Raw genomic sequence first — 18,850 nt, 5'->3', positions numbered from 1 at the left:
GCACCCTGGGCGTCAGGCCGCGGCGTAGGGGTCGTGCAGGCCCAGGCCGAGCAGGATGCGTGTCTCCAGCGCCTCCATCTCCTGGGCCTCTTCCTCTTCCTCGTGGTCAAAGCCCTGCGCGTGCAGCGCGCCGTGCACCAGCAAATGCGCGTAGTGGTCGGCCAGGGGCAGCTTCATTTCCGCCGCCTCGCGCGCCACCACCGGGGCGCACAGCACCAGGTCGGCCACCACCACGGGCTCGTGCGCGTAGTCGAAGGTGAGCACGTTGGTGGCGTAGTCCTTGCCGCGGAACTCGCGGTTGAGCTGGCGGCCCTCCTCCTCGCCGACGATGCGCACGGTGATCTCGGCGGGCAGCTCGTCCAGCGCGGCGCGTATCCAGCGGCGCACCTTGTGGCGCGGCAGCTCGGCGCGGTGCGCGGCATCGGCAAACTGCAGCGACAGGCTCAGCTCGGGTTTTGCGGTGGCCATCAGCGCTCTCCCCGGGCGTCAGCAGCCTCGTAGGCCTGGACGATGCGGGCCACCAGCGGGTGGCGCACCACGTCGGCGGCGGTGAAGCGCGTCATGGCGATGCCGCGCACGCGCTGCAGCACGCGTTCGGCATCCACCAGGCCGCTGGTCATGCCCTTGGGCAGGTCGATCTGGCTGGTGTCGCCCGTGACCACGCACTTGCTGCCGAAGCCTATGCGGGTGAGGAACATCTTCATCTGCTCCGGCGTGGTGTTCTGCGCCTCGTCCAGGATGACGAAGGCGTGGTTGAGCGTGCGCCCGCGCATGAAGGCCAGCGGCGCGATCTCCAGCGTCGCGCGCTCGAAGGCCTTGGTGACGCGGTCGAACCCCATGAGGTCATACAGCGCGTCGTAGAGCGGACGCAGGTAGGGGTCCACCTTCTGCGTGAGGTCGCCGGGCAGGAAGCCCAGCCGTTCGCCGGCCTCCACCGCCGGGCGGGTGAGGATGATGCGCTGCACCTGGCTGCGCTCCAGCGCGTCCACCGCGCAGGCCACGGCCAGGAACGTCTTGCCCGTGCCTGCCGGGCCCAGGCCGAAGGTGATGTCGTGCGACAGGATGTGCTTGAGGTACTGCACCTGGTTGGGCGTGCGGCCCTGCAGGTCGGCGCGCCGGGTGTGCAGGACGACCTCGCCGTCGGGCGTGGCGCCCTCGGCGCCAGCGGGCGCGGCGTCGCTGCTGGCGGCTTCGGCCAGCGCCAGTTGCAGCATCTCCGGCGGGATGGGCTTGCCGGCGCGCTCGTACAGGCGCTGCAGCAGCGCGGCGGCGCGCTCGGCCTCGCGCTTGGTGCCCTCGATGCGGAAGGACTCGTTGCGCCGCGAGAGCTTGACGCCCAACGCGTCCTCGATGGCGCGCAGGTGCTCGTCCGTGGCGCCGCACAAGTGCGACAGGCGCTCGTTGTCGAGCGGAATGAAAGCGTGGCGCAGGATCAAGGGACTGCCTCTGGTCTCGCAAACAGGGCCGGCATTGTCGCCGCAGCGCGTGCCCGCAACAGACTGGCGGTCTTGGCCCGGCGCTCCTGCACAATCTTCAGCCCATGGTCCCACTGCACTCCGGCGCGCTGCTGCGACGCCTCTTCGCGCTGCTGGCACTGCTGCTGGCACTGGCTTCCCCCGCCACGGCGGATGTGCTGCGCATAGAACAGGCGCAAAGCGTGGAAAGCGACAGCGACCGCTACCCGGACGATGGGCCGCAGCGCACCGTGTCCTTGCCCGACGACTGGAACGCCTCGCGGCCGGGCCGTGCGGGGCCGGTGTGGTACCGCGTGCGCTTTGACGCGCCCGTGGCGCAGGACGCCAACGAGCTCCTGGCGCTGTACGTGGAGCGCGCGTGCAGCAACCTCGAAGTGCAGCTCAACGGCCAGCGCCTGCACGCGGCCGGCCGCATGCGCGAGCCCATGACGCGCAACTGCCACCATGCCCAGCTCGTGACGCTGCCCGCCGCGCTGCTGCGCCCCGAGGGCAACCTGCTGGACATCAAGGTGGCGGGCCAGCCGCTGCAGCGCGTGGGTTCGCGGCTGCGCGCGGGCGGGTTGTCGGAGCTGGAGCTTGGGCCCCACACGCTGCTGGCGCCGCAGCAGGAGCGCCATCTCACGCTCAACGTCACGCTGCCGCTGGTGCTCAGCGGCAGCCTGCTGCTGCTCGGCGGCTTCATGTGCGTGCTGGGCTGGCTCAACCGGCGTCACAGCTACCTGGCCTACTTCGGCATCCTGGCCGTGGGTTCGGCGCTGCTGACGGCGCGGCTGGGCTGGCGCGACCTGCCGCTCACCAGCTTCGAGGCCGAGGTGGTGCTGGCCTTGCTGATGCCCATCGTCACGCTGGCGGCGGTGCAGTTCCTGCTGCGCCGCGCCGGCCAGCGCACGCCGCGGCTTGGGCTGGTGCTGGTGCTGCAGTGCGTGCTGGTGCCGGCCAGCCTGCTGCTCGGCGGCGCCGAGCGCGTGCACCTGCTGGCCAACGCCTGGGCCACGCTGCTGGCACTGGAGGTGCTGGTGGCGCTGGAGCGCTTCCTGCGCCGCGCCTGGCGCCGCCGCGGCCAGCACGGCTGGGCTGCGGCCATGCTGATTGCCGGCACGGCGGCCCTGGTGGTGGTGCAACTGCTGGCGCTGCTGGAGCCGCCGGGCTCGACCTTCCTGGCGCTGGTGCACCTGTCGCTGCCGCTGACCTTCATAGGCATGGGACTGCGCCTTGTGCAACTGCACGGCCGCGCCTTGCAGGACGCCGAGGCCGACCGCCGCGTGCTGGAGGCGCGCATCCGCGAGGCCACCGAGGAAATCGAGCGCAACTTCGCGCAGCTCACCGAGCTGCGCATCGAGCAGGTCACCGAGCGCGAGCGCAAGCGCATCGCCGCGGATTTGCACGACGACTTGGGTGCCAAGCTGCTGACCATCGTCCACACCAGCGACAACGAGCGCATTTCCACGCTGGCGCGCGAGGCGCTGGAGGAGATGCGGCTGTCGGTACGCGGCCTCACGGGGCGGCCGGTGCGGCTCATCGACGCGTTGGGCGACTGGCGCGCCGAGGCCATGAGCCGCCTGTCACAGACCGGCATAGAGGCACGCTGGGTCGCGCCCACCGACGACCTGCCGCAGACCCTCTCGGCCCGCGCCTACGTGCAGACCACGCGCATCCTGCGCGAGGCGGTCAACAACATCATCAAGCACAGCGGCGCCACGCACTGCACGGTGACCTGCCAGATCGACGGCAGCGACTTCCAGCTCGCCATCCAGGACAACGGCCGCGGCATCCCCATGGAGCTCGACGGCCGGCTCGACCGCGGCCACGGCATGTCCAGCATGAAGCACCGCGCCAAGCAGTTGCAGGGCCAGTGCCTGGTGGAGTCGGGGCCGGGCTACGGCACCGTCATCCGTCTGACGCTGCCGCTGGAGCGCCACGCCGTGGCGGCCTGAGAAGAAGCAGACCTGGAAGCCGCGCCATCCCTCCAGACGCGGGCCCGCGGCCAAGTGGCCTCAAACAGGTGCGCTGTTACCATGAACTACACACAACCCGTGACGTTTTGGTGGAGGGACTTGTGAAAAACATCCTGCTTCTGGAAGACCTGCCGCAGATCCGCACCTGGCTCAAGAGCCTGGTGATGGAGGTGTTTCCACACGCCGAAATCTCCGAAAGCGCACGCGTGCATGACGCCCTGGGCCTGGTGTCGGCGCTGCGCTTCGACCTGGCGCTGGTTGATCTGGGCTTGCCCGACGGATCGGGAGTGGACGTGGTGACGGCGCTGCGCGAGCAGCAGCCCGAGGCGCAGTCGGTGGTGGTGACCATCCACGACGACGACGAGCACCTCTTCCCCGCTCTGCAGGCTGGTGCCTACGGCTACATCCTCAAGGAGCAGCCGCGCGAGCTCATCACCGAGCAGTTGCAGCGCATCAGCCAGGGCGAGCCGCCGCTGTCGCCTTCCATCGCCCGGCGCGTCATCGCCTACTTCGCCGCGCAGGCCAAGCCGCAGGCGCCGCTCATGCCGCACGTGCAACTTACCGAGCGTGAAAGCGAAGTGCTGCTGCGCGTGGCCAAGGGTTTCACGCTGCCGGAGATCGGCGTGCAGCTCAACCTGTCGCGCCACACCATTGCCGACTATGTGAAGCAGATCTATCGCAAGCTGAACGTGAGCTCACGCGCCGAAGCCGCGCTGGAAGCGCAGCGCCTGGGCCTCTTCGGCCGCAGCCGCTGAAAGCAAGAACAACAAGGATTGAAGATGAAGAATTTGACGAGCGCGCCCCTGCGGCCTGATGCGCCGCGGGCGGTGTGCCCGTGATCGGCCGCCTGCAAGGCCAGCTGATCGAGAAGTCTCCGCCCCTGGTCATGCTGGACGTGGGCGGCGTCGGCTACGAAGTCGATGTGCCCATGAGCACGTTCTACCAACTTCCCTCGCTGGGCGAACGCGTCACGCTGCTTACGCACATGGTGGTGCGCGAGGACGCACATCAGCTCTTCGGCTTTCTCACGGCCGAGGAACGCGCCACCTTCCGCCAGCTCATCCGCATCAGCGGCGTTGGGCCGCGCATGGCGCTGTCGCTGCTGTCGGGCCTGAGCGTCACGGAGCTCGCGCAGGCCGTGAGCCAGCAGCAGAGCGCACGGCTGGTGAAGGTGCCTGGCATTGGCAAGAAGACGGCCGAGCGGCTGCTGCTGGAGCTCAAGGGCAAGCTGGGACCGGACCTGGGCCAACCGGTGACGGTGGCCAACGACGCGCAGGCCGACATCGTGCAGGCGCTCATTGCGCTGGGCTACGCCGAGCGCGACGCCTCCGCCGCGCTCAAGGCGCTGCCGCCGGACGTGGGCGTGAGCGAAGGCATCAAGCTCGCGCTGCGCTCGCTTTCGCGCTGAGCCTGGTCACCGCCGCGGCGGCGGCGGCAATGTCAACGTCAGTGCTTGTGGTCGTGCCCCTGGCCACCGTGCATGTGACCTGAGGCCGCGGCCGGTGCGGCGCGGTTGTCTACGAGCAACTCCGTCTTCACCTCGCCGGCCTTTTCGAAGCGCAGCACCAGCGGCAGCTTGTCGCCCGCACGCAGCGGCGCCTTCAGGCCCATGAGCATGAGGTGCAGGCCGCCGGGCGCGAGGTCCACCGTGGCGCCCGCGGGCAGCTCGATCGCATCGACCTGGCGCATGCGCATCACGTCGCCGGACATTTGCATGCTGTGCAGTTCCACGCGCTCGGCCGCGGACGTGCTGGCGCCCAGGAGCCGGTCGGCCGCGTTGCCGGCATTGCGCAACTGCACGTAGGCGCCGCCCACGGGCTGCCCGGTCACGGTGGGCCGCGCCCAGCCGTCGCGCGCCTGCACGGTGGCGTCGGCCCAGGCAGTGGTGCTCAACAGCAGGGCGGCAGCCAGCAGGCCGCGGCGCAGGGTCATGAAATTCATGCTCGGGTCCCGGTTCGGTGTGAGGAAGTGATCAGGCGGCTTGCGGCGCAAGGCCATGAGGGGCGGCATGTTAGCCAGCCGGCCTGCCGGGCCGTTCGATAATGCCTGTATGAGCATACAGACGGACGAATTCGCGGGCGCCCCGCCGCGCCGCATGGTCAGCGCCGCCCCGGGCTCGCCCAACGAGGAGGCGTTCGAGAAGGCGCTGCGCCCAAAGGGCCTGCGCGAATACGTGGGCCAAGCCAAGGCGCGCGAGCAGTTGGAAATCTTCATCAGTGCGGCGCGCAAGCGGCGCGAAGCCCTGGACCACGTGCTGCTGTTCGGCCCCCCGGGCCTGGGCAAGACCACGCTGTCGCACATCATTGCGGCCGAGTTGGGCGTGAATCTGCGCCAAACATCGGGCCCCGTGCTGGAAAAGCCCAAGGACCTGGCGGCCATCCTCACCAGCCTGGAGCGGCACGACGTGCTGTTCATCGACGAGATCCACCGCCTGTCGCCGGTGGTGGAGGAAATCCTCTACCCGGCGCTGGAGGACTACCAGATCGACATCATGATCGGCGAGGGCCCGGCAGCGCGCTCCATCAAGCTGGATCTGCAGCCCTTCACTCTTGTGGGCGCCACCACCCGCGCTGGCATGCTCACCAATCCGCTGCGCGATCGCTTCGGCATCGTGGCGCGGCTGGAGTTCTACACGCCGCAAGAGCTTGCGCGCATCGTCACGCGCTCGGCCGGGCTGCTGGAGGCCCCCATCGATGCCGCCGGCGCCATGGAAATCGCACGCCGCTCGCGCGGCACGCCTCGCATCGCCAACCGGCTGCTGCGCCGCGTGCGCGACTATGCCGACGTCAAGGGTGACGGCTCCATAGGCGGCGACATCGCCTCGGCCGCGCTGGCCATGCTGGACGTGGACCCGCAGGGCTTCGACCTCATGGACCGCAAGCTGCTGGAGGCCGTGGTGCACCGCTTCGACGGCGGCCCCGTGGGCCTGGACAACGTGGCCGCAGCCATAGGCGAGGAGCCCGGCACGATTGAGGACGTGATCGAGCCCTACCTCATCCAGCAGGGCTACCTGCAGCGCACGCCGCGCGGGCGCATCGCCACGCTGGCCGCCTACCGGCACCTGGGCGTGGCGCCCAAAGCGGGGGCCGGCGACCTGTTCGAGAACTGATCACGCCTTGCCCCGTCGGCCGGGGCAGCGGCTCACAGCATGTCTTCAACCACCAGGCGGTGGTAGCGCTCGGCCACGCGCGCACCGTAGCGGCGGGCGACCTCGCCGGCGCGCAACGCCTGCTCGTCCTCCGGCGCGAAGACGATGAGCCAGCCGCAGCCCTCGCGGGCCAGCTCGCAGTAGCGGCGCATGAGAACGACCTCATGGCCGAACTCGGCCGTGCCGCTTACGCCGTCGAGCATCTGCCGCATCTCGCGGCCTTCCTCGTCGCCGGTGTAGAACAGGACGTCCTCGGAACCGAAGCCCAGCTCGCGCAGGTCGCGCGCGGCCTGCTGTGCCGACTGGTCGTCCGGGAAAGCCACCACCACGTGCCCAACCGGCTTGAAGGCGCCGAAAGACACCGGCACCTGCGTCTTGGTCATTCGCTTCACGGCCATAGCCGACCTCCGCTACGTTCAAGTGCGGCCGCGCGGGAGGCGCGGCCGCATCACGCCACGGGGCAAGGCGAGTGCCCGTCAGCGGACAAAGCGGCTTTAACGCAGGTTCAGGTCGCCTTGCTGCGCCGCTGCTGCCACGCCAGCAGCTCGCCGACGATGCCGCGGCGGAAGGCGATCACGCACACCACGAAGATGCCGCCAATGATCACCGTCACCCAGGAGCCGACGCGGTCGGCCAGGAAGTTCTGCAAACCGATGATGGTGAAGGAGCCCAGCACCGGTCCGGCGAAAGTGCCCATGCCGCCCAGCAGCGTCATGAGCACCACCTCGCCGGAGAGCGACCAGTGCACGTCGGACAAGGTGGCAAAGCCCAGCACCAGCGTCTTGAGCGATCCAGCCAGCCCGGCCAGCGCGGTGGACAGGACAAAGGCCAGCAGCTTGTACTTGTCCACGTCGTAGCCCAGCGACACCGCGCGCGGCTCGTTTTCGCGAATGGCCTTGAGCACCTGGCCGTAAGGCGAATGGACGATGCGAATCACCCCCAGGTACACCGCCACGAACACGGCCAGCACCACGAAATACATCGCGACGTCGTCGCCCAGCGGGATGAAGCCGAACAAGTGGCCACGCGGCACGCCCTGCAGGCCGTCCTCGCCGCCCGTGAAGGGCACCTGCAGGCATACGAAGTACACCATCTGCGCCATGGCCAGCGTGATCATGGCGAAGTAGATGCCCTGGCGCCGTATGGCGATGAGCCCGACCAGCAGTCCCACCAGCGCCGCAATGGCGGTGCCGGCCAGCAGCCCGAGCTCCGGCGGCCAGCCCGCACTGCGCACCAGCCAGCCCGTGGCGTAGGCGGCCGAGCCCATGAAGGCCGCGTGTCCGAACGACAGCAGCCCGGTGTAGCCCAGCAGGAGATTGAAGGCGCAGGCGAAGATGGCAAAGCACAGCGCCTTCATCATGAACACCGGGTACAGGCCGATGAAGGGCGCGGCCAGCAATACGGCCAGCACGACGAGCCAGAGCAGCCGAGCGCGGCGCTCCACGGAGACAGCAGAAGCGCCGGGCATCATTTCTCCTTGCCGAACAGGCCGGCGGGCCGCAGCACCAGCACGATGGCCATGATCACGAACACCACGATGTTGGAGGCCTCGGGATAGAAGACCTTGGTCAGGCCCTCCACCAACCCAAGCATCAGCCCGGTGAGGATGGAGCCCAGGATGGAGCCCATGCCGCCGATCACCACCACCGCGAACACGACGATGATGAGGTTGCTGCCCATCAGCGGCGTGACCTGAATCACCGGCGCAGCCAGCACTCCGGCCAGCGCCGCCAGTCCAGCGCCGGCGGCGTAGGTGAACATCACCATTACCGGCACGTTGATGCCGAAGGCCTGCACCAGCGCCGGGTTCTCGGTACCAGCACGCAGCGTGGCGCCCAGCGGCGTCTTCTCTATCAGGAACCAGGTGCCCAGGCACACCACGAGCGAGGCGACGATGACCCAGGCCCGATAATTGGGCAGCACCATGAAACCCAGGTTGGTTGCGCCCTGCAACAAGTCGGGCACCGGGTACTGCTGGCCCGACACCCCGAACTGCTCGCGGAACACGCCCTCGGCAATCAACGCCAGGCCAAACGTCAGCAGCAGCCCATACAGCGGGTCGAGCTTGTAGAGATGCTTGAGCAGCGTGCGTTCAATGACCACGCCCAGGGCCCCGACCACCAGCGGCGCGAACACCAGCGCCATCCAGTAGTTGATGCCCAGGTACTCCAGCCCCAGCCAGGCCACGTAGGCGCCGATCATGTACAGCGCCCCATGGGCGAAGTTCACGATGCCCAGCAGGCCGAAGATCACCGCCAGCCCCAGGCTGAGCATGGCGTAGAAGGAGCCGTTGACCAGGCCCAGCATGAGCTGGCCCAGGAAGGCCTGGTGCGGTATGCCGAAGATGTCCACGAGGTCAGGTCCCGAAGTGGAGTACGGGGTGCACGCGCCGCCGCGCGGTACGGCGGCGGCGCAGCGGGCTCAGTGCGTCACTGCTTCCACAGCGCGCACTTGCTCTCCGCCTTGGTGGTGAAGGCCACGTCGCCCTTGATGGTCTCCACCACGTTGTAGTAGTCCCAGGGCTCGGTCGATTGCGCGGGCGTCTTGACCTGCATGAGGTACATGTCGTGCACCATGCGGCCGTCCTCGCGCACGTAGCCGTTCTTGGCAAAGACGTCGTTGATCTTGGTCTTCTTTAGTTGCGCCATCACCTTGTCGCCGTCGTCGCTGCCCACGGCCTTGACGGCCTGCAGGTAGTTCAGCGCCACCGAGTAGTCGGCGGCCTGCAGCGATGAGGGCATCCGCTTGACCTTCTCAAAGAACTTGCGGCCCCAGGCGCGGCTTTCGGCGTCGCGGTTCCAGTACCAGCTGTCGGTGAGGTACATGCCCTGGGTGTTCTTCAGGCCCAGCGAGTGCACGTCGTTGATGAACATCAGCAGCCCGGCAAGCTTCATCGACTTGGTGATGCCGAACTCGTTGGCCGCCTTGATGGCGTTGATGGTGTCGCCGCCGGCGTTGGCCAAGCCCAGGATCTGCGCCTTGCTGGACTGTGCCTGCAGCAAGAAGCTGGAGAAGTCGCTGGCCGAGAGCGGGTGCTTGACCGAACCTGCCACCGTGCCGCCGGAGGCCTTGACGACGTTGGCCGTGTCGTTCTGCAGCGACTGGCCGAAGGCGTAGTCGGCGGTGAGGAAGAACCAGCTCTTGCCGCCGGCGCGCACCACCGCGCCGCCCGTGCCCTTGGCCAGCGCCACCGTGTCGTAGGCCCAGTGCACGGTGTAGGGCGAGCACTGCTCGTTGGTCAGCGCCGAGGTGCCGGAGCCCACGGCGATGAAGGGCTTCTTCTTCTCCGCCGCCACCTTGGCCATGGCCAGGCTGGTGCCGGAGTTGGTGCCGCCTATGAGCAAATCCATGCCCTGGGTGTCGAACCACTCGCGCGCCTTGGCGGCGGCCACGTCGGCCTTGTTCTGGTGGTCGGCGGTGATCAGCTCCACCTTCTTGCCATTGATGGCACCGCCCATCTCCGCGATGGCCATGCGTATGGCCTCGGCGCCGCCGGGGCCGTCGATGTCCGAGTACAGGCCGCCCATGTCGGTGATGAAGCCAATGCGGATCACATCGCCCGATACCTGGGCATGGGCGGAACCAATGGATGCGATGGCAACGGCACAGCCGGCAGCAAGCGTCTTGAGTTTCATGTCGGGGTCTCCTTGCAGAAGCACTTCAAACGTCACACGCCCAGGTACTCGCGCAGCTTCTGGCTGTGCTGCGGCAGTTGATCCTGGGTGAATTCCTCGATCACGCGGCCGTGCTCCATGACGAGGAAGCGGTCCGCCAGCGGCGCGGCGAAGCGAAAGTTTTGCTCCACCATCACGATGGTGTAGCCCTGGCGCCGCAGCGTCATCACCATCTCCGCGAGCTTCTGGACGATCACCGGCGCCAGGCCCTCGGAAATCTCGTCCAGCAGCAGCAGCCGCGCGCCGGTGCGCAGGATGCGCGCCACCGCCAGCATCTGCTGCTCGCCGCCGGACAGCCGCGTGCCCTGGCTGGAGGCGCGCTCGCGCAGGTTTGGGAACATCGCGTAGATCTGCTCCACGCTCATGCCGCCCTGGGTCAGCACGGGCGGCAGCATCAGGTTCTCCTGCGTGGAGAGGCTGGAGAAGATGCCGCGCTCCTCCGGGCAGTAACCCACGCCCAGCCGCGCGATGCGGTGCGTGGGCAACGAGACGCTCTCCTCGCCGTGGACCTTGATGGAGCCCTTGCGGCTGCCCGTGAGACCCATGATGGCGCGCAGTGTCGTGGTGCGCCCGGCGCCGTTGCGGCCCAGCAGCGTCACCACCTCGCCCTCCTCCACCGTGAAGCTCACCCCGTGCAGCACGTGCGATTCGCCGTACCAGGCGTGCAGGTCGCGCACCTCCAGCAGACGCCGGCGCGCGGCCCCGGCAGCCGGGGCCACGGCGGGCGCCGTGTTGGCAGGTTGCAGCCCGACGGGCGGCATGGGCGTGGCCACGCCACCGGTTTGCGTGCGTTGCATCAGTGTGCTCCCTGCAGTTCGACGTTGGCGCTGCCCATGTAGGCCTCCACCACCGCCGGGTTGGCCGACACCTGCGCGTAAGGACCTTCCGCGAGCACGGCGCCGCGCTGCAGCACCGTGATGGTGTCGGCGATGCTCGACACCACGCTCATGTTGTGCTCCACCATCAGCACGGTGCGGTCCGCGGCCACCTTCTTGATGAGCTGACGGATACGGTCCACGTCCTCTATGCCCATGCCCTGCGTGGGCTCGTCCAGCAGCATCAGCCGCGGCTCCATGGCCAGCGTTGTGGCGATTTCCAGCGAGCGTTTGCGACCGTAGCTCAGCTCCACCGCCGGCAGATCGGCGTAGCGCGGCAGGTCCACCGCATGCAGCAACTCCATCGCGCGCTCGTTGAGCACGCTGAGCTTGCGCTCGGAGCGCCAGAACTGGAACGACGCCCCCAGGTGCTTGCGCTGCAGCGCCACCCGCACGTTCTCCAGCACCGTCAGGTGCGGAAACACGGCCGATATCTGGAAGGAGCGGATGACGCCACGGCGCGCTATCTGCGCCGGTGCCTCACGCGTGATGTCCTGCCCCTCGAAGACGATGCGCCCGGAGGTGGGCTGCAGGAACTTGGTGAGCAGGTTGAAGCAGGTGGTCTTGCCCGCGCCGTTGGGTCCGATCAGCGCGTGAATGGTCCCGCGCCGCACGCGCAGGTTGACCTTGTTGACCGCGACGAAGCCCTTGAACTCGCGGGTGAGATCCTGGGTTTCCAGGATGTGGTCGCCGCTCATGCGCCGCCTCCTTGCTTGACGTTGTCCCGGGAGACCTGCGGCACCGAGCCGCCCAGCCGCTGCGTGAGCTCGCGCGCCGTGCCCAGCACCACCTCCAGGTGCCGCGCGCCGCCGTCGGTGCCGAGCATGCTTTTGTTGATGCACACGCCCACGCCGGCCACGGCCTGGCCCGCGGCGTCGAACACCGGCGCACCCATGCAATAGACGCCCTCGCGCACGCCCTCGTCGTCGATGCTGTAGCCGCGCTCACGCGTGGCGCGCAGCTCACGCCTGAGTGCTGCGCGCGTGAGCGGCCCCTTGCTCGCCATGCTGGGCAGCGGGTCGGTAGGAAACAGGTGCCCCAGCCGCTCCGGGCTCTGGTGCGCCAGCATGGCCTTGCCCGTGGCAGCCAGGTGCGCGGGCAAGCGCATGCCCACCGTGAAGGCCAAGCCCAGCGGGCGCCGGCCCGGCCGCGCGGCCACGTACACCACCTCGGCGCCATTGAGCACGGACAGGATGATGGTTTCGTCATGCGCACCGCCGGCCGTTGTCTTCCACAGCGCGTTGAACTCGTCCGTCACCTGCGTGCACGACACGAAAGCTTCAGCCAGCCGCATCACGCGCGCACCCAGGATGAAGCTCCCATCGGCTTGACGGCGCAGGTAGCCGAAGCTCACCAGCGTGTTGCAAAGGCCATGCACGCTGCTCTTGGGATAGCCCAACTCCGTGGCCAGGCGTGCCAGCGTCAGCGGCGTGCGCGCCTGCGCGATGCGCTCCAGCAGCGTCAGCGCCCGCGCCACGGCCGGCACCAGCGAAGGCTGCGCCGGGGCGTTCTCACCTTGCGGGGCCGCCGCAGGCTGTCCGGCAGAGCGGCGTGCACGAGAGGCGATGACGGCTGGGTTGTTCAATCTGCTGAACGGGATTCAATAGACGGAACCGGATCGTCGGCACTTGCCGCGAGCCTGTCATTACTGCCGAGGCCAAACCGAGGGAATGTCCTGTGGGGGCTAACCCTGTCATCCAAGTTGCATCAAAGGCAACATTTCGATGCGCAGAGATATTTCCCCGGGACCGGCCAGAAAGCGGTTTTGGGGGGAATCAACCTGAAGAGGGAAGCCACCTCCCCCAGGGGAGCGATGCCCACCCGCGATCCGCGTACGGCGAAGCCGTCCAGAACACTCAGGAGCTGCAAGCACTTGGGCCGCGCCGCGACCGGGCTCAGCGGCTCCAGCAGGCCGGCGGCGTGCGCTGCACGTTGCCTCGGTTCACCACCACGGCCAGGGCGGGGCAGGCGCCGTCGGCGGCCTGGCTGCGGCCGGCTACGGCAGTGGCCGTGACCACGTAGCCCGCCGCGCCGGCATCGGCCAGCGCCAGCGCGTAGTAGCCGTCAGTGCTCAGGGTGCGCAGGCCCAGGCCCAACGGTGGCGCCGTGGCCAAGTCGCCGGCATAAGCGCGGTGGCTGCCGCGCCAGCGCTCCTGTGCCTGCTCCACCTGCATCAGCGCGACCACCGCATCGGTGCGCCGGCTCTTTCGCAGTTGCGCCATGTAGGAGGGATAGGCCACGGCCGCCAACACGGCGGCGATGGCCAGGGCCACCACCGCTTCCACCAGCGTGAAGCCCGTGCCGGCCCTGCGGGAAGAAACATTTGCTTGCGCCATCGCTCCAGTGTGGACAGCGCGGCAGCGGCGTGGTGAGACGCCATGGTGCGGCCCCCGCAGGCATGCGGCAGGAAAAGCACGCATGAAGCCGCCGCGCCGGGGCACGGCGGCTTGAAAGAATCGAAGGGTTCAGGCGCCGCGCAGCACGGATGCGCAGCGCCTTTGGAGATCAGGCCGTCTCGTCCAGCGCCGGCCGGGCCAGGTGCGCGTCATCGCTCCAGCCCACCAAAGTAAAGCCCTGGGGGGTGTGCAGCAGCCGGTTGACGGTGGCGTTGCCGATGTGCCAAGTGCGCGGGGCCTGCAGATCCAGCCGCGTGGCGGCGCGGTAAAGGCAGTCCAGCACGCCGCCATGGGCCACCAGCGCGATGGACTGGCCTGCGTGGCGCGACGCCAGTTCCATGGCCGTGTTCACGCAGCGCTCGTAGAACTCCCGCAGCGTCTCGCCACCCTCGGGGCCGAACTCGGGGTCGCGGTGCCGCCAGCGCAGGCTGCTCTCGGGCCAACGCTGCTCGATCTCGTCGAAGCGCAGGCCTTCGAAGCAGCCGAAACGCCGCTCGCGCAGTCCCGGCTCGCGCTGCACCGGCAGGCCCGCGGCTTGGGCGAAGCCCTGGGCCGTTTCGACGGCACGGCCCAAGTCGCTGGCGTAGACGGCGTGCAGCGGCTCCTCGGCCAGCGCCTGCGTCAGGCACTGCGCCTGCCAGCGGCCGTTGGCATTGAGCGGGATGTCGGTGTGGCCCTGGATGCGCGTGTCGGCGTTCCAGTCGGTTTCACCGTGGCGGATGGCAATGATGCGGGTGGGTTCCAGGGGACTTCCTTTGCAGCGGCCGCGGCGCGCGGGGCGTCAGGACTGCGCCAGCAGCCTGCGGTTGAGCGTGTAAGTGCCGCTGAAGCGGGCCTCGGCCAGCACCTGGCCGGCCAGCGCCGCGCGGGCTTCGGCACCCGTGAACGCACCCTCCACCGCCAGGCGCGGCACCGACAGCGCGTAAAGGGTGAACACGTAATGGTGCACCAGCGTGTCGTTGAAGGGCGGGAAAGGCCCGTCATACCCGAAGTAGCTGCCGGCCATTGGCGCGTCGCCGGCGAACCAGCCGGTGTAGTCGTTGACGCCCTGGCGCGCACCGTGCGGCGCTGCCGGCCCCGGCTTGCCGCGCGCCGTGAAACCCTGGCTGAACTGGCCCTCGCCGATGGCGGTGAGCGTGGGCGGCAGGTCCACCAGCACCCAGTGGAAGAAGTCCACGCGCGGCAGGTCGGCGGGGACTTCGCGGTCAGGCTGGTTGACGTCGTCGCCTCGGCTGGGCACGTCCGGGTCGTGGCAAATCAGCGCCAGCGAACAGGTCCCGGCGGGCACGCCGCTCCAGGCCAGGTGCGGGTTGAGGTTGGGGGCGAAGCCCACGCCCTCGCCGTCAATGCGCCCGGCGGCAAAGCGCTCGGGGATGGGCGCACCGTCGGCCCAGCTCTCGCTCCAGAGTTTCATGACGCTCTCCTCGGTCTTTGTGTTGAGGTGGCAAGGGAAACGGGCGCCACGGCGCGCCGGGCGAGCGCGTCCGCACTGAAAGGCCGCGGGCCCAGCCCGGCAGGCGGCGGGCTCAGACGCCCCAGACGATCGGATAGCCCGCCGCTTGGGCGCGCTTCATCATCTCCACCAGCGGCCACACGCGCTGGCGCAGCCCCACGCCGTCGCGCGGCGGCAGTTGCTTGCCCTCGGCGGCGGCTTCGGCCTCGGCTTGGGCGCGGGCGGCCTCCTCGGCCGCCACGGCCTGCTCCAGCAACTGGCGCAGCCGGGGCATGTCGTCCACTTCGAAGATGCCCTGCGCCGCGGGCTCGCGGCCCATGATGCGCAGCAGCTGGTCGCCGTTGACGCCCAACATCACCACGTCGCCCGTCGCCTTGGACTTGAACTTGTAGATCATCGCTTGGCCATGTAGTCGCGGTTGAAGGGATAGCTTGATTGTGCGCCGCGCATGGGGCCCTGGCCGACGTCGCCGCTGGGGGCGCTGGCCAGCATCTGGTGCAGCGACAACCAACCCTGCTCGAAGCTCGCGGCGCTGCCGGCCAGGTACAGCCGGTAGGCGCGCAGCACGCGCTCGCCGGCCAGCGCGCGGGCCTCTTCCAACCGCGACTCCAGCGCGTCCGACCACGCCCACAGCGTGCGCGCGTAGTGCGGGCGCAGGTTCTCGGTGTCCAGCATCTCCAGCCCCGCGCCGGCCATCTCGCGCAGCACGTGCGAGACGTGCAGCAGCTCGCCGCCGGGAAAGATGTAGCGGTCTATGAAGTCGCCTATGCCCGCGCCCAACTGCCGGTTGCGCGTGCCACCGGCGGTGATGCCGTGGTTCATCAACAGCCCGCCGGGCTTGAGCAGGCGGCGGATCTTGGCGAAGTACACGGGCAGGTTGGCGCGGCCCACGTGCTCGAACATGCCCACGGAGGCGATCTTGTCGAAGGGCGCGTCCTCCGGCAGCGCGCGGTAGTCCAGCAGCTCCATGCGCACGCGCCCGCGCAGGCCACGCTCCTCGATGAGCCGGTTGACGTGCGCGTGCTGGTTCCTGGACAGCGTGATGCCGTGCCCCCGCACCCCGTAGTGCTCGGCCGCCCACAGCAGCAGGCCGCCCCAGCCCGCGCCTATGTCCAGGAAGCGCTCGCCCTCGCGCAGCATGAGCTTGCGGCAGATGTGGTCGAGCTTGGCCTCCTGCGCCTGCGCCAGCGTCATGCCGGTGTCGCGGAAATAGGCGCAGGAGTAGATGCGCCGCTCATCCAGCCACAGCGCGTAGAAGTCATCCGAGACGTCGTAGTGGAACTGCACCTGCTGCGCGTCGGCCGCGGGCGTGTGGCGCGCCAGGGCGCGGCCCGCGCCCAGCAGCTCGCGCCAGGCCGCCAGCGGCGAGCGCCTTTGCTCGCCCGTGGGATCGGCGGCGATGAGCTGCACGGCCAGCCGCATCACGTCGCGCGGCGCGCCGCCTATGTCCAGGCGGTGCTCCACGTAGTCCTCCGCCACGCGGCCTATCTGGCCCGTGGCCAGGTGCACCAGCGCGCGCAGGTCCTGCAGCACCAGCGTGACGGCCGCCGGCAGCGGGCCCAGCCGCCGCCCGCCGGGCAGCGTCACCGCCAACGGCGGCTGCAGGGCGGCAATCTTGCGTTCGACCAGGGCTTCCAGCGTTGGCATGGCACACGGGGGGCGGCGGACAACGAGCCCCATCCTGTAGGCACGGCCGCGCCGTCGCAATTGGCGTGCCCGCCACCCTCACCCGTGCGGGGGATAGCCTTGCTCCCCATGCCGCCCCGGTCGTGCCTTCAGGCCGGCGTGGGCGCCGGCGGCAGCGGCTGCGAGCGCTGGTGCTGCTCCAGCACCTCGGCCTCCAGCGCCGGGGCCCAAAGGTAGCCCTGGCCTTCGGGGCAGCCTACGCGCGACAGAAACTCGCGCTGCGCCTCGGTTTCCACGCCCTCGGCGATGACGCGCAGCTCCAGCGCCTGCGCCATCTGGACGATGGCACGGACGATGGCCGCGTCGCTCTCGTCGCCGGGCAGCCCGCGGACGAAGCCGCGGTCGATCTTGAGCTTGTTGATGGGAAAGCGCTTGAGGTAGGCCAGGCTGGAGTAGCCGGTGCCGAAGTCGTCCACCGCCAGCCGCACGCCCAACTGCGCCAGCGCCTGCAGCCGGGACAGCGTCTCCTCCGCGTCGTGCAGCAGCAGGCTCTCGGTGAGCTCCAGCTCCAGCAGGTGCGGCGGCAGCGACGCCGCCTCCAGCACCGCCTGCACCTGGTCCACGAAGTAGGGCTGCTGGAACTGCAGCGCCGAGACGTTGACCGCCACCGGCAGCGGCCAGCCCTGCTGCAGCCAACGCGAGGCCTGGCCCACGGCCTGCGTGAGCACCCACTCGCCTATGGCAACGATGAAGCCGCTGGCCTCGGCCACGGGGATGAACTCCGCGGGCGGGATGTCGCCGCCGCGCCCGGGGTCGTGCCAGCGTATGAGCGCCTCCACGCCCACCAGGCGGCCGCTGTCCAGGTCGTGCTGCGGCTGGTAGGTGAGGCGAAAGCGCTTGCTCGCCAGCGCCAGCCGCATGGCGTGGTCCAGCTGGATGCGCGCGCGCGCGTCCAGCGGCTGGTGCAGCGGGTGGTGCAGCCGGTAGCCGGCGCGGCCGCCGGCCTTGGCGCGCTGCATGGCAGTCTCGGCGTGGCGCAGCAGCTCGTCGGCGCTGATGCCGTCCACCGGATGCACGGCGATGCCTATGCTGCAGGTGAGGGTGAACTCCGAGCCCTCCAGCGTGAGCGGCCGTGCCACGGTTTCCAGCACGCGGCAGGCGGTGAGCTCGGCAGCGCGCGCGTCGCTGGCGCGCGCCAGCAGCGCGAACTGGTCGCCCCCTAAGCGCGCCACCACGTCGCCCTCGCGCACGCAGTGCTGCAGCCGCGAGCGCATCTCGCACAGCACATGGTCACCGCCGTGGTGGCCCAAGCTGTCGTTGACGTGCTTGAAATGGTCCAGGTCCAGCACCAGCACCGCGAAGCTCTCGCCGCCCGGAGGCATGTCGGCCACGGCGCGCGTGACCCGGTCGCCGAACTGCGCGCGGTTGGCCAGCCCGGTGAGCGGGTCCGTGCTGCTGAGGTGCTCGATGCGCTGGTCGGCGGCGATGCGCTCGCTCAGATCGCGGAAGGAAAACACCTGCCCAACCGGCCGGCCGCCGACCCACTGCGGCTGCGTCACGCGCTCCACCACCTGCCCCGAGCGCAGCCGCAGCCGGTCGCTGGCCTGCATGAGCACGGCCTCGCGCAGCGCGTCCAGCCGCTGCTGGTAGCGCACGGGGTCGGCGACGCTGCGGCGCATCCAGTCGTAGACGGCCGCGTCGTTGCCCTCCTGCAGCAGCGCCTGCGGCAGCGCCCAAATCTGCGCGAAGTGGCGGTTGAAGCTGCGGATGTGGCCGGCCAAGTCGGTGACGAGGATGCCGTCGGCCGTGGCCTCCAGCGTGGCGCGCAACTGCGCCAGCAACTGCTCGCGCTCCTGCTCGGCCAGGCGCTGCGCGCTGTGGTCCTGCAGCGCCACCATGAACAGCCCCGGCGGCAGCGGCCGTATGCGCCGCGTGAGGTAGAGCGTGGCGCCGTCGCCGCGCTGCAACAGGGCCTGCGAGCACAGCTCGGCCACGGCCTCGGCACCGCCCTCGCAGGCCACGGCAGCGGCCTCGGCCCAAAAGGCGAAGTCCTCCGGCGTGGGCAGCAGCGTGTCCGCGCCCGCACCCAACACGCGCTCGCGCGGCAGCGCCAGCAGCCGCAGCGCCGCCTCATTGACGGCGCACACGCAAAGCGTGCCGGCGTGCACCAGCCACACGGCCTCGTTGAGGTTTTCGATCAGCGCCCCCCAGGCCGCCAGGGCCTGCGGCGGCGGCCCTGTCTCTTATA

General features: G+C 69.5%; 20 protein-coding genes. 4 read left to right on the top strand and 16 right to left on the bottom strand.

Annotated features, from left to right (window positions below; genetic code table 11):
* Window positions 1-12: 12 nt before the first annotated feature.
* Entirely contained in the window at window positions 13-468 is a 456-nt protein-coding gene (ybeY, locus tag SM757_RS27570; protein ID WP_066330486.1) for an rRNA maturation RNase YbeY, read from the bottom strand.
* Complete coding sequence (locus SM757_RS27565) at window positions 468-1,436, bottom strand: PhoH family protein (protein ID WP_066330488.1); 969 nt, start codon at window positions 1,434-1,436, stop codon at window positions 468-470. The genes ybeY and SM757_RS27565 overlap by 1 nt, the downstream gene beginning before the upstream one ends.
* Window positions 1,437-1,540: 104 nt before the next feature.
* Here SM757_RS27565 and SM757_RS27560 point away from each other — a divergent pair, with 104 nt between their 5' ends.
* The 3 genes from SM757_RS27560 to ruvA all read left to right on the top strand — a co-directional run bounded on the left by SM757_RS27560 (window position 1,541) and on the right by ruvA (window position 4,838).
* Window positions 1,541-3,409, top strand: coding sequence for a sensor histidine kinase (locus SM757_RS27560; protein ID WP_322467831.1), 1,869 nt, complete (start codon window positions 1,541-1,543; stop codon window positions 3,407-3,409).
* 122 nt (window positions 3,410-3,531) lie between these two features.
* Entirely contained in the window at window positions 3,532-4,185 is a 654-nt protein-coding gene (locus SM757_RS27555; RefSeq protein ID WP_066330492.1) for a response regulator, read from the top strand.
* Between the two features lie 80 nt (window positions 4,186-4,265).
* Entirely contained in the window at window positions 4,266-4,838 is a 573-nt protein-coding gene (ruvA, locus tag SM757_RS27550) for a Holliday junction branch migration protein RuvA (protein WP_322467830.1), read from the top strand.
* Window positions 4,839-4,876: 38 nt separating this feature from the next.
* On the opposite strand, the gene SM757_RS27545 is transcribed toward ruvA, so the two are convergent.
* Window positions 4,877-5,371: a copper chaperone PCu(A)C gene (locus SM757_RS27545; RefSeq protein WP_322467829.1), complete on the bottom strand. Its 495-nt coding sequence runs from the start codon at window positions 5,369-5,371 to the stop codon at window positions 4,877-4,879.
* A gap of 109 nt (window positions 5,372-5,480) precedes the next feature.
* On the opposite strand from SM757_RS27545, the gene ruvB reads away from it, so the two are divergent.
* On the top strand, window positions 5,481-6,539 hold the full coding sequence (gene ruvB, locus SM757_RS27540) for a Holliday junction branch migration DNA helicase RuvB (RefSeq protein ID WP_066330499.1): 1,059 nt from the start codon (window positions 5,481-5,483) through the stop codon (window positions 6,537-6,539).
* Between the two features lie 32 nt (window positions 6,540-6,571).
* Here the strand turns inward: ruvB and SM757_RS27535 are convergent, their stop codons facing one another.
* From SM757_RS27535 to SM757_RS27475, 13 genes are all read right to left on the bottom strand, one after another.
* On the bottom strand, window positions 6,572-6,976 hold the full coding sequence (locus tag SM757_RS27535; RefSeq protein ID WP_066330500.1) for a hypothetical protein: 405 nt from the start codon (window positions 6,974-6,976) through the stop codon (window positions 6,572-6,574).
* A gap of 107 nt (window positions 6,977-7,083) precedes the next feature.
* Window positions 7,084-8,046 carry a branched-chain amino acid ABC transporter permease gene (locus tag SM757_RS27530; protein WP_066330501.1) on the bottom strand — a complete coding sequence of 321 codons (963 nt, stop codon included), beginning with the start codon at window positions 8,044-8,046 and terminating at the stop codon, window positions 7,084-7,086.
* Window positions 8,046-8,930, bottom strand: a complete 885-nt coding sequence (locus SM757_RS27525) for a branched-chain amino acid ABC transporter permease (RefSeq protein WP_066330502.1) — start codon at window positions 8,928-8,930, stop codon at window positions 8,046-8,048. Before SM757_RS27525 ends, SM757_RS27530 begins: the two co-directional genes overlap by 1 nt.
* Window positions 8,931-9,007: 77 nt before the next feature.
* Window positions 9,008-10,213 carry an ABC transporter substrate-binding protein gene (locus SM757_RS27520; RefSeq protein WP_322467828.1) on the bottom strand — a complete coding sequence of 402 codons (1,206 nt, stop codon included), beginning with the start codon at window positions 10,211-10,213 and terminating at the stop codon, window positions 9,008-9,010.
* Between the two features lie 32 nt (window positions 10,214-10,245).
* Window positions 10,246-11,049, bottom strand: a complete 804-nt coding sequence (locus SM757_RS27515; protein ID WP_238455641.1) for an ABC transporter ATP-binding protein — start codon at window positions 11,047-11,049, stop codon at window positions 10,246-10,248.
* On the bottom strand, window positions 11,049-11,825 hold the full coding sequence (locus tag SM757_RS27510) for an ABC transporter ATP-binding protein (RefSeq protein WP_066330507.1): 777 nt from the start codon (window positions 11,823-11,825) through the stop codon (window positions 11,049-11,051). The genes SM757_RS27515 and SM757_RS27510 overlap by 1 nt, the downstream gene beginning before the upstream one ends.
* Window positions 11,822-12,712 carry an IclR family transcriptional regulator gene (locus tag SM757_RS27505; RefSeq protein ID WP_322467827.1) on the bottom strand — a complete coding sequence of 297 codons (891 nt, stop codon included), beginning with the start codon at window positions 12,710-12,712 and terminating at the stop codon, window positions 11,822-11,824. The genes SM757_RS27510 and SM757_RS27505 overlap by 4 nt, the downstream gene beginning before the upstream one ends.
* A gap of 310 nt (window positions 12,713-13,022) precedes the next feature.
* On the bottom strand, window positions 13,023-13,463 hold the full coding sequence (locus SM757_RS27500) for a type IV pilin protein (protein WP_322467826.1): 441 nt from the start codon (window positions 13,461-13,463) through the stop codon (window positions 13,023-13,025).
* A gap of 169 nt (window positions 13,464-13,632) precedes the next feature.
* Window positions 13,633-14,268 carry a histidine phosphatase family protein gene (locus SM757_RS27495; RefSeq protein ID WP_066330513.1) on the bottom strand — a complete coding sequence of 212 codons (636 nt, stop codon included), beginning with the start codon at window positions 14,266-14,268 and terminating at the stop codon, window positions 13,633-13,635.
* Window positions 14,269-14,304: 36 nt separating this feature from the next.
* Window positions 14,305-14,937 carry a YbhB/YbcL family Raf kinase inhibitor-like protein gene (locus SM757_RS27490; protein ID WP_066330514.1) on the bottom strand — a complete coding sequence of 211 codons (633 nt, stop codon included), beginning with the start codon at window positions 14,935-14,937 and terminating at the stop codon, window positions 14,305-14,307.
* A gap of 112 nt (window positions 14,938-15,049) precedes the next feature.
* A complete protein-coding gene (locus SM757_RS27485) occupies window positions 15,050-15,373 on the bottom strand; it encodes a DUF1840 domain-containing protein (RefSeq protein ID WP_066330516.1) in 324 nt (107 codons plus the stop codon).
* Entirely contained in the window at window positions 15,370-16,623 is a 1,254-nt protein-coding gene (locus SM757_RS27480) for a class I SAM-dependent methyltransferase (protein WP_322467825.1), read from the bottom strand. The genes SM757_RS27485 and SM757_RS27480 overlap by 4 nt, the downstream gene beginning before the upstream one ends.
* Before the next feature lie 128 nt (window positions 16,624-16,751).
* Window positions 16,752-18,779, bottom strand: a complete 2,028-nt coding sequence (locus SM757_RS27475; RefSeq protein WP_322467824.1) for a putative bifunctional diguanylate cyclase/phosphodiesterase — start codon at window positions 18,777-18,779, stop codon at window positions 16,752-16,754.
* Window positions 18,780-18,850 lie beyond the last annotated feature (71 nt).

It is taken from the genome of Azohydromonas lata, assembly GCF_034427735.1.
GTDB classification, from domain to species: domain Bacteria; phylum Pseudomonadota; class Gammaproteobacteria; order Burkholderiales; family Burkholderiaceae_C; genus Azohydromonas; species Azohydromonas lata.
Note: the sequence above shows the minus strand (reverse complement) of the source record. Positions and strands in the feature narration are given on the sequence as shown.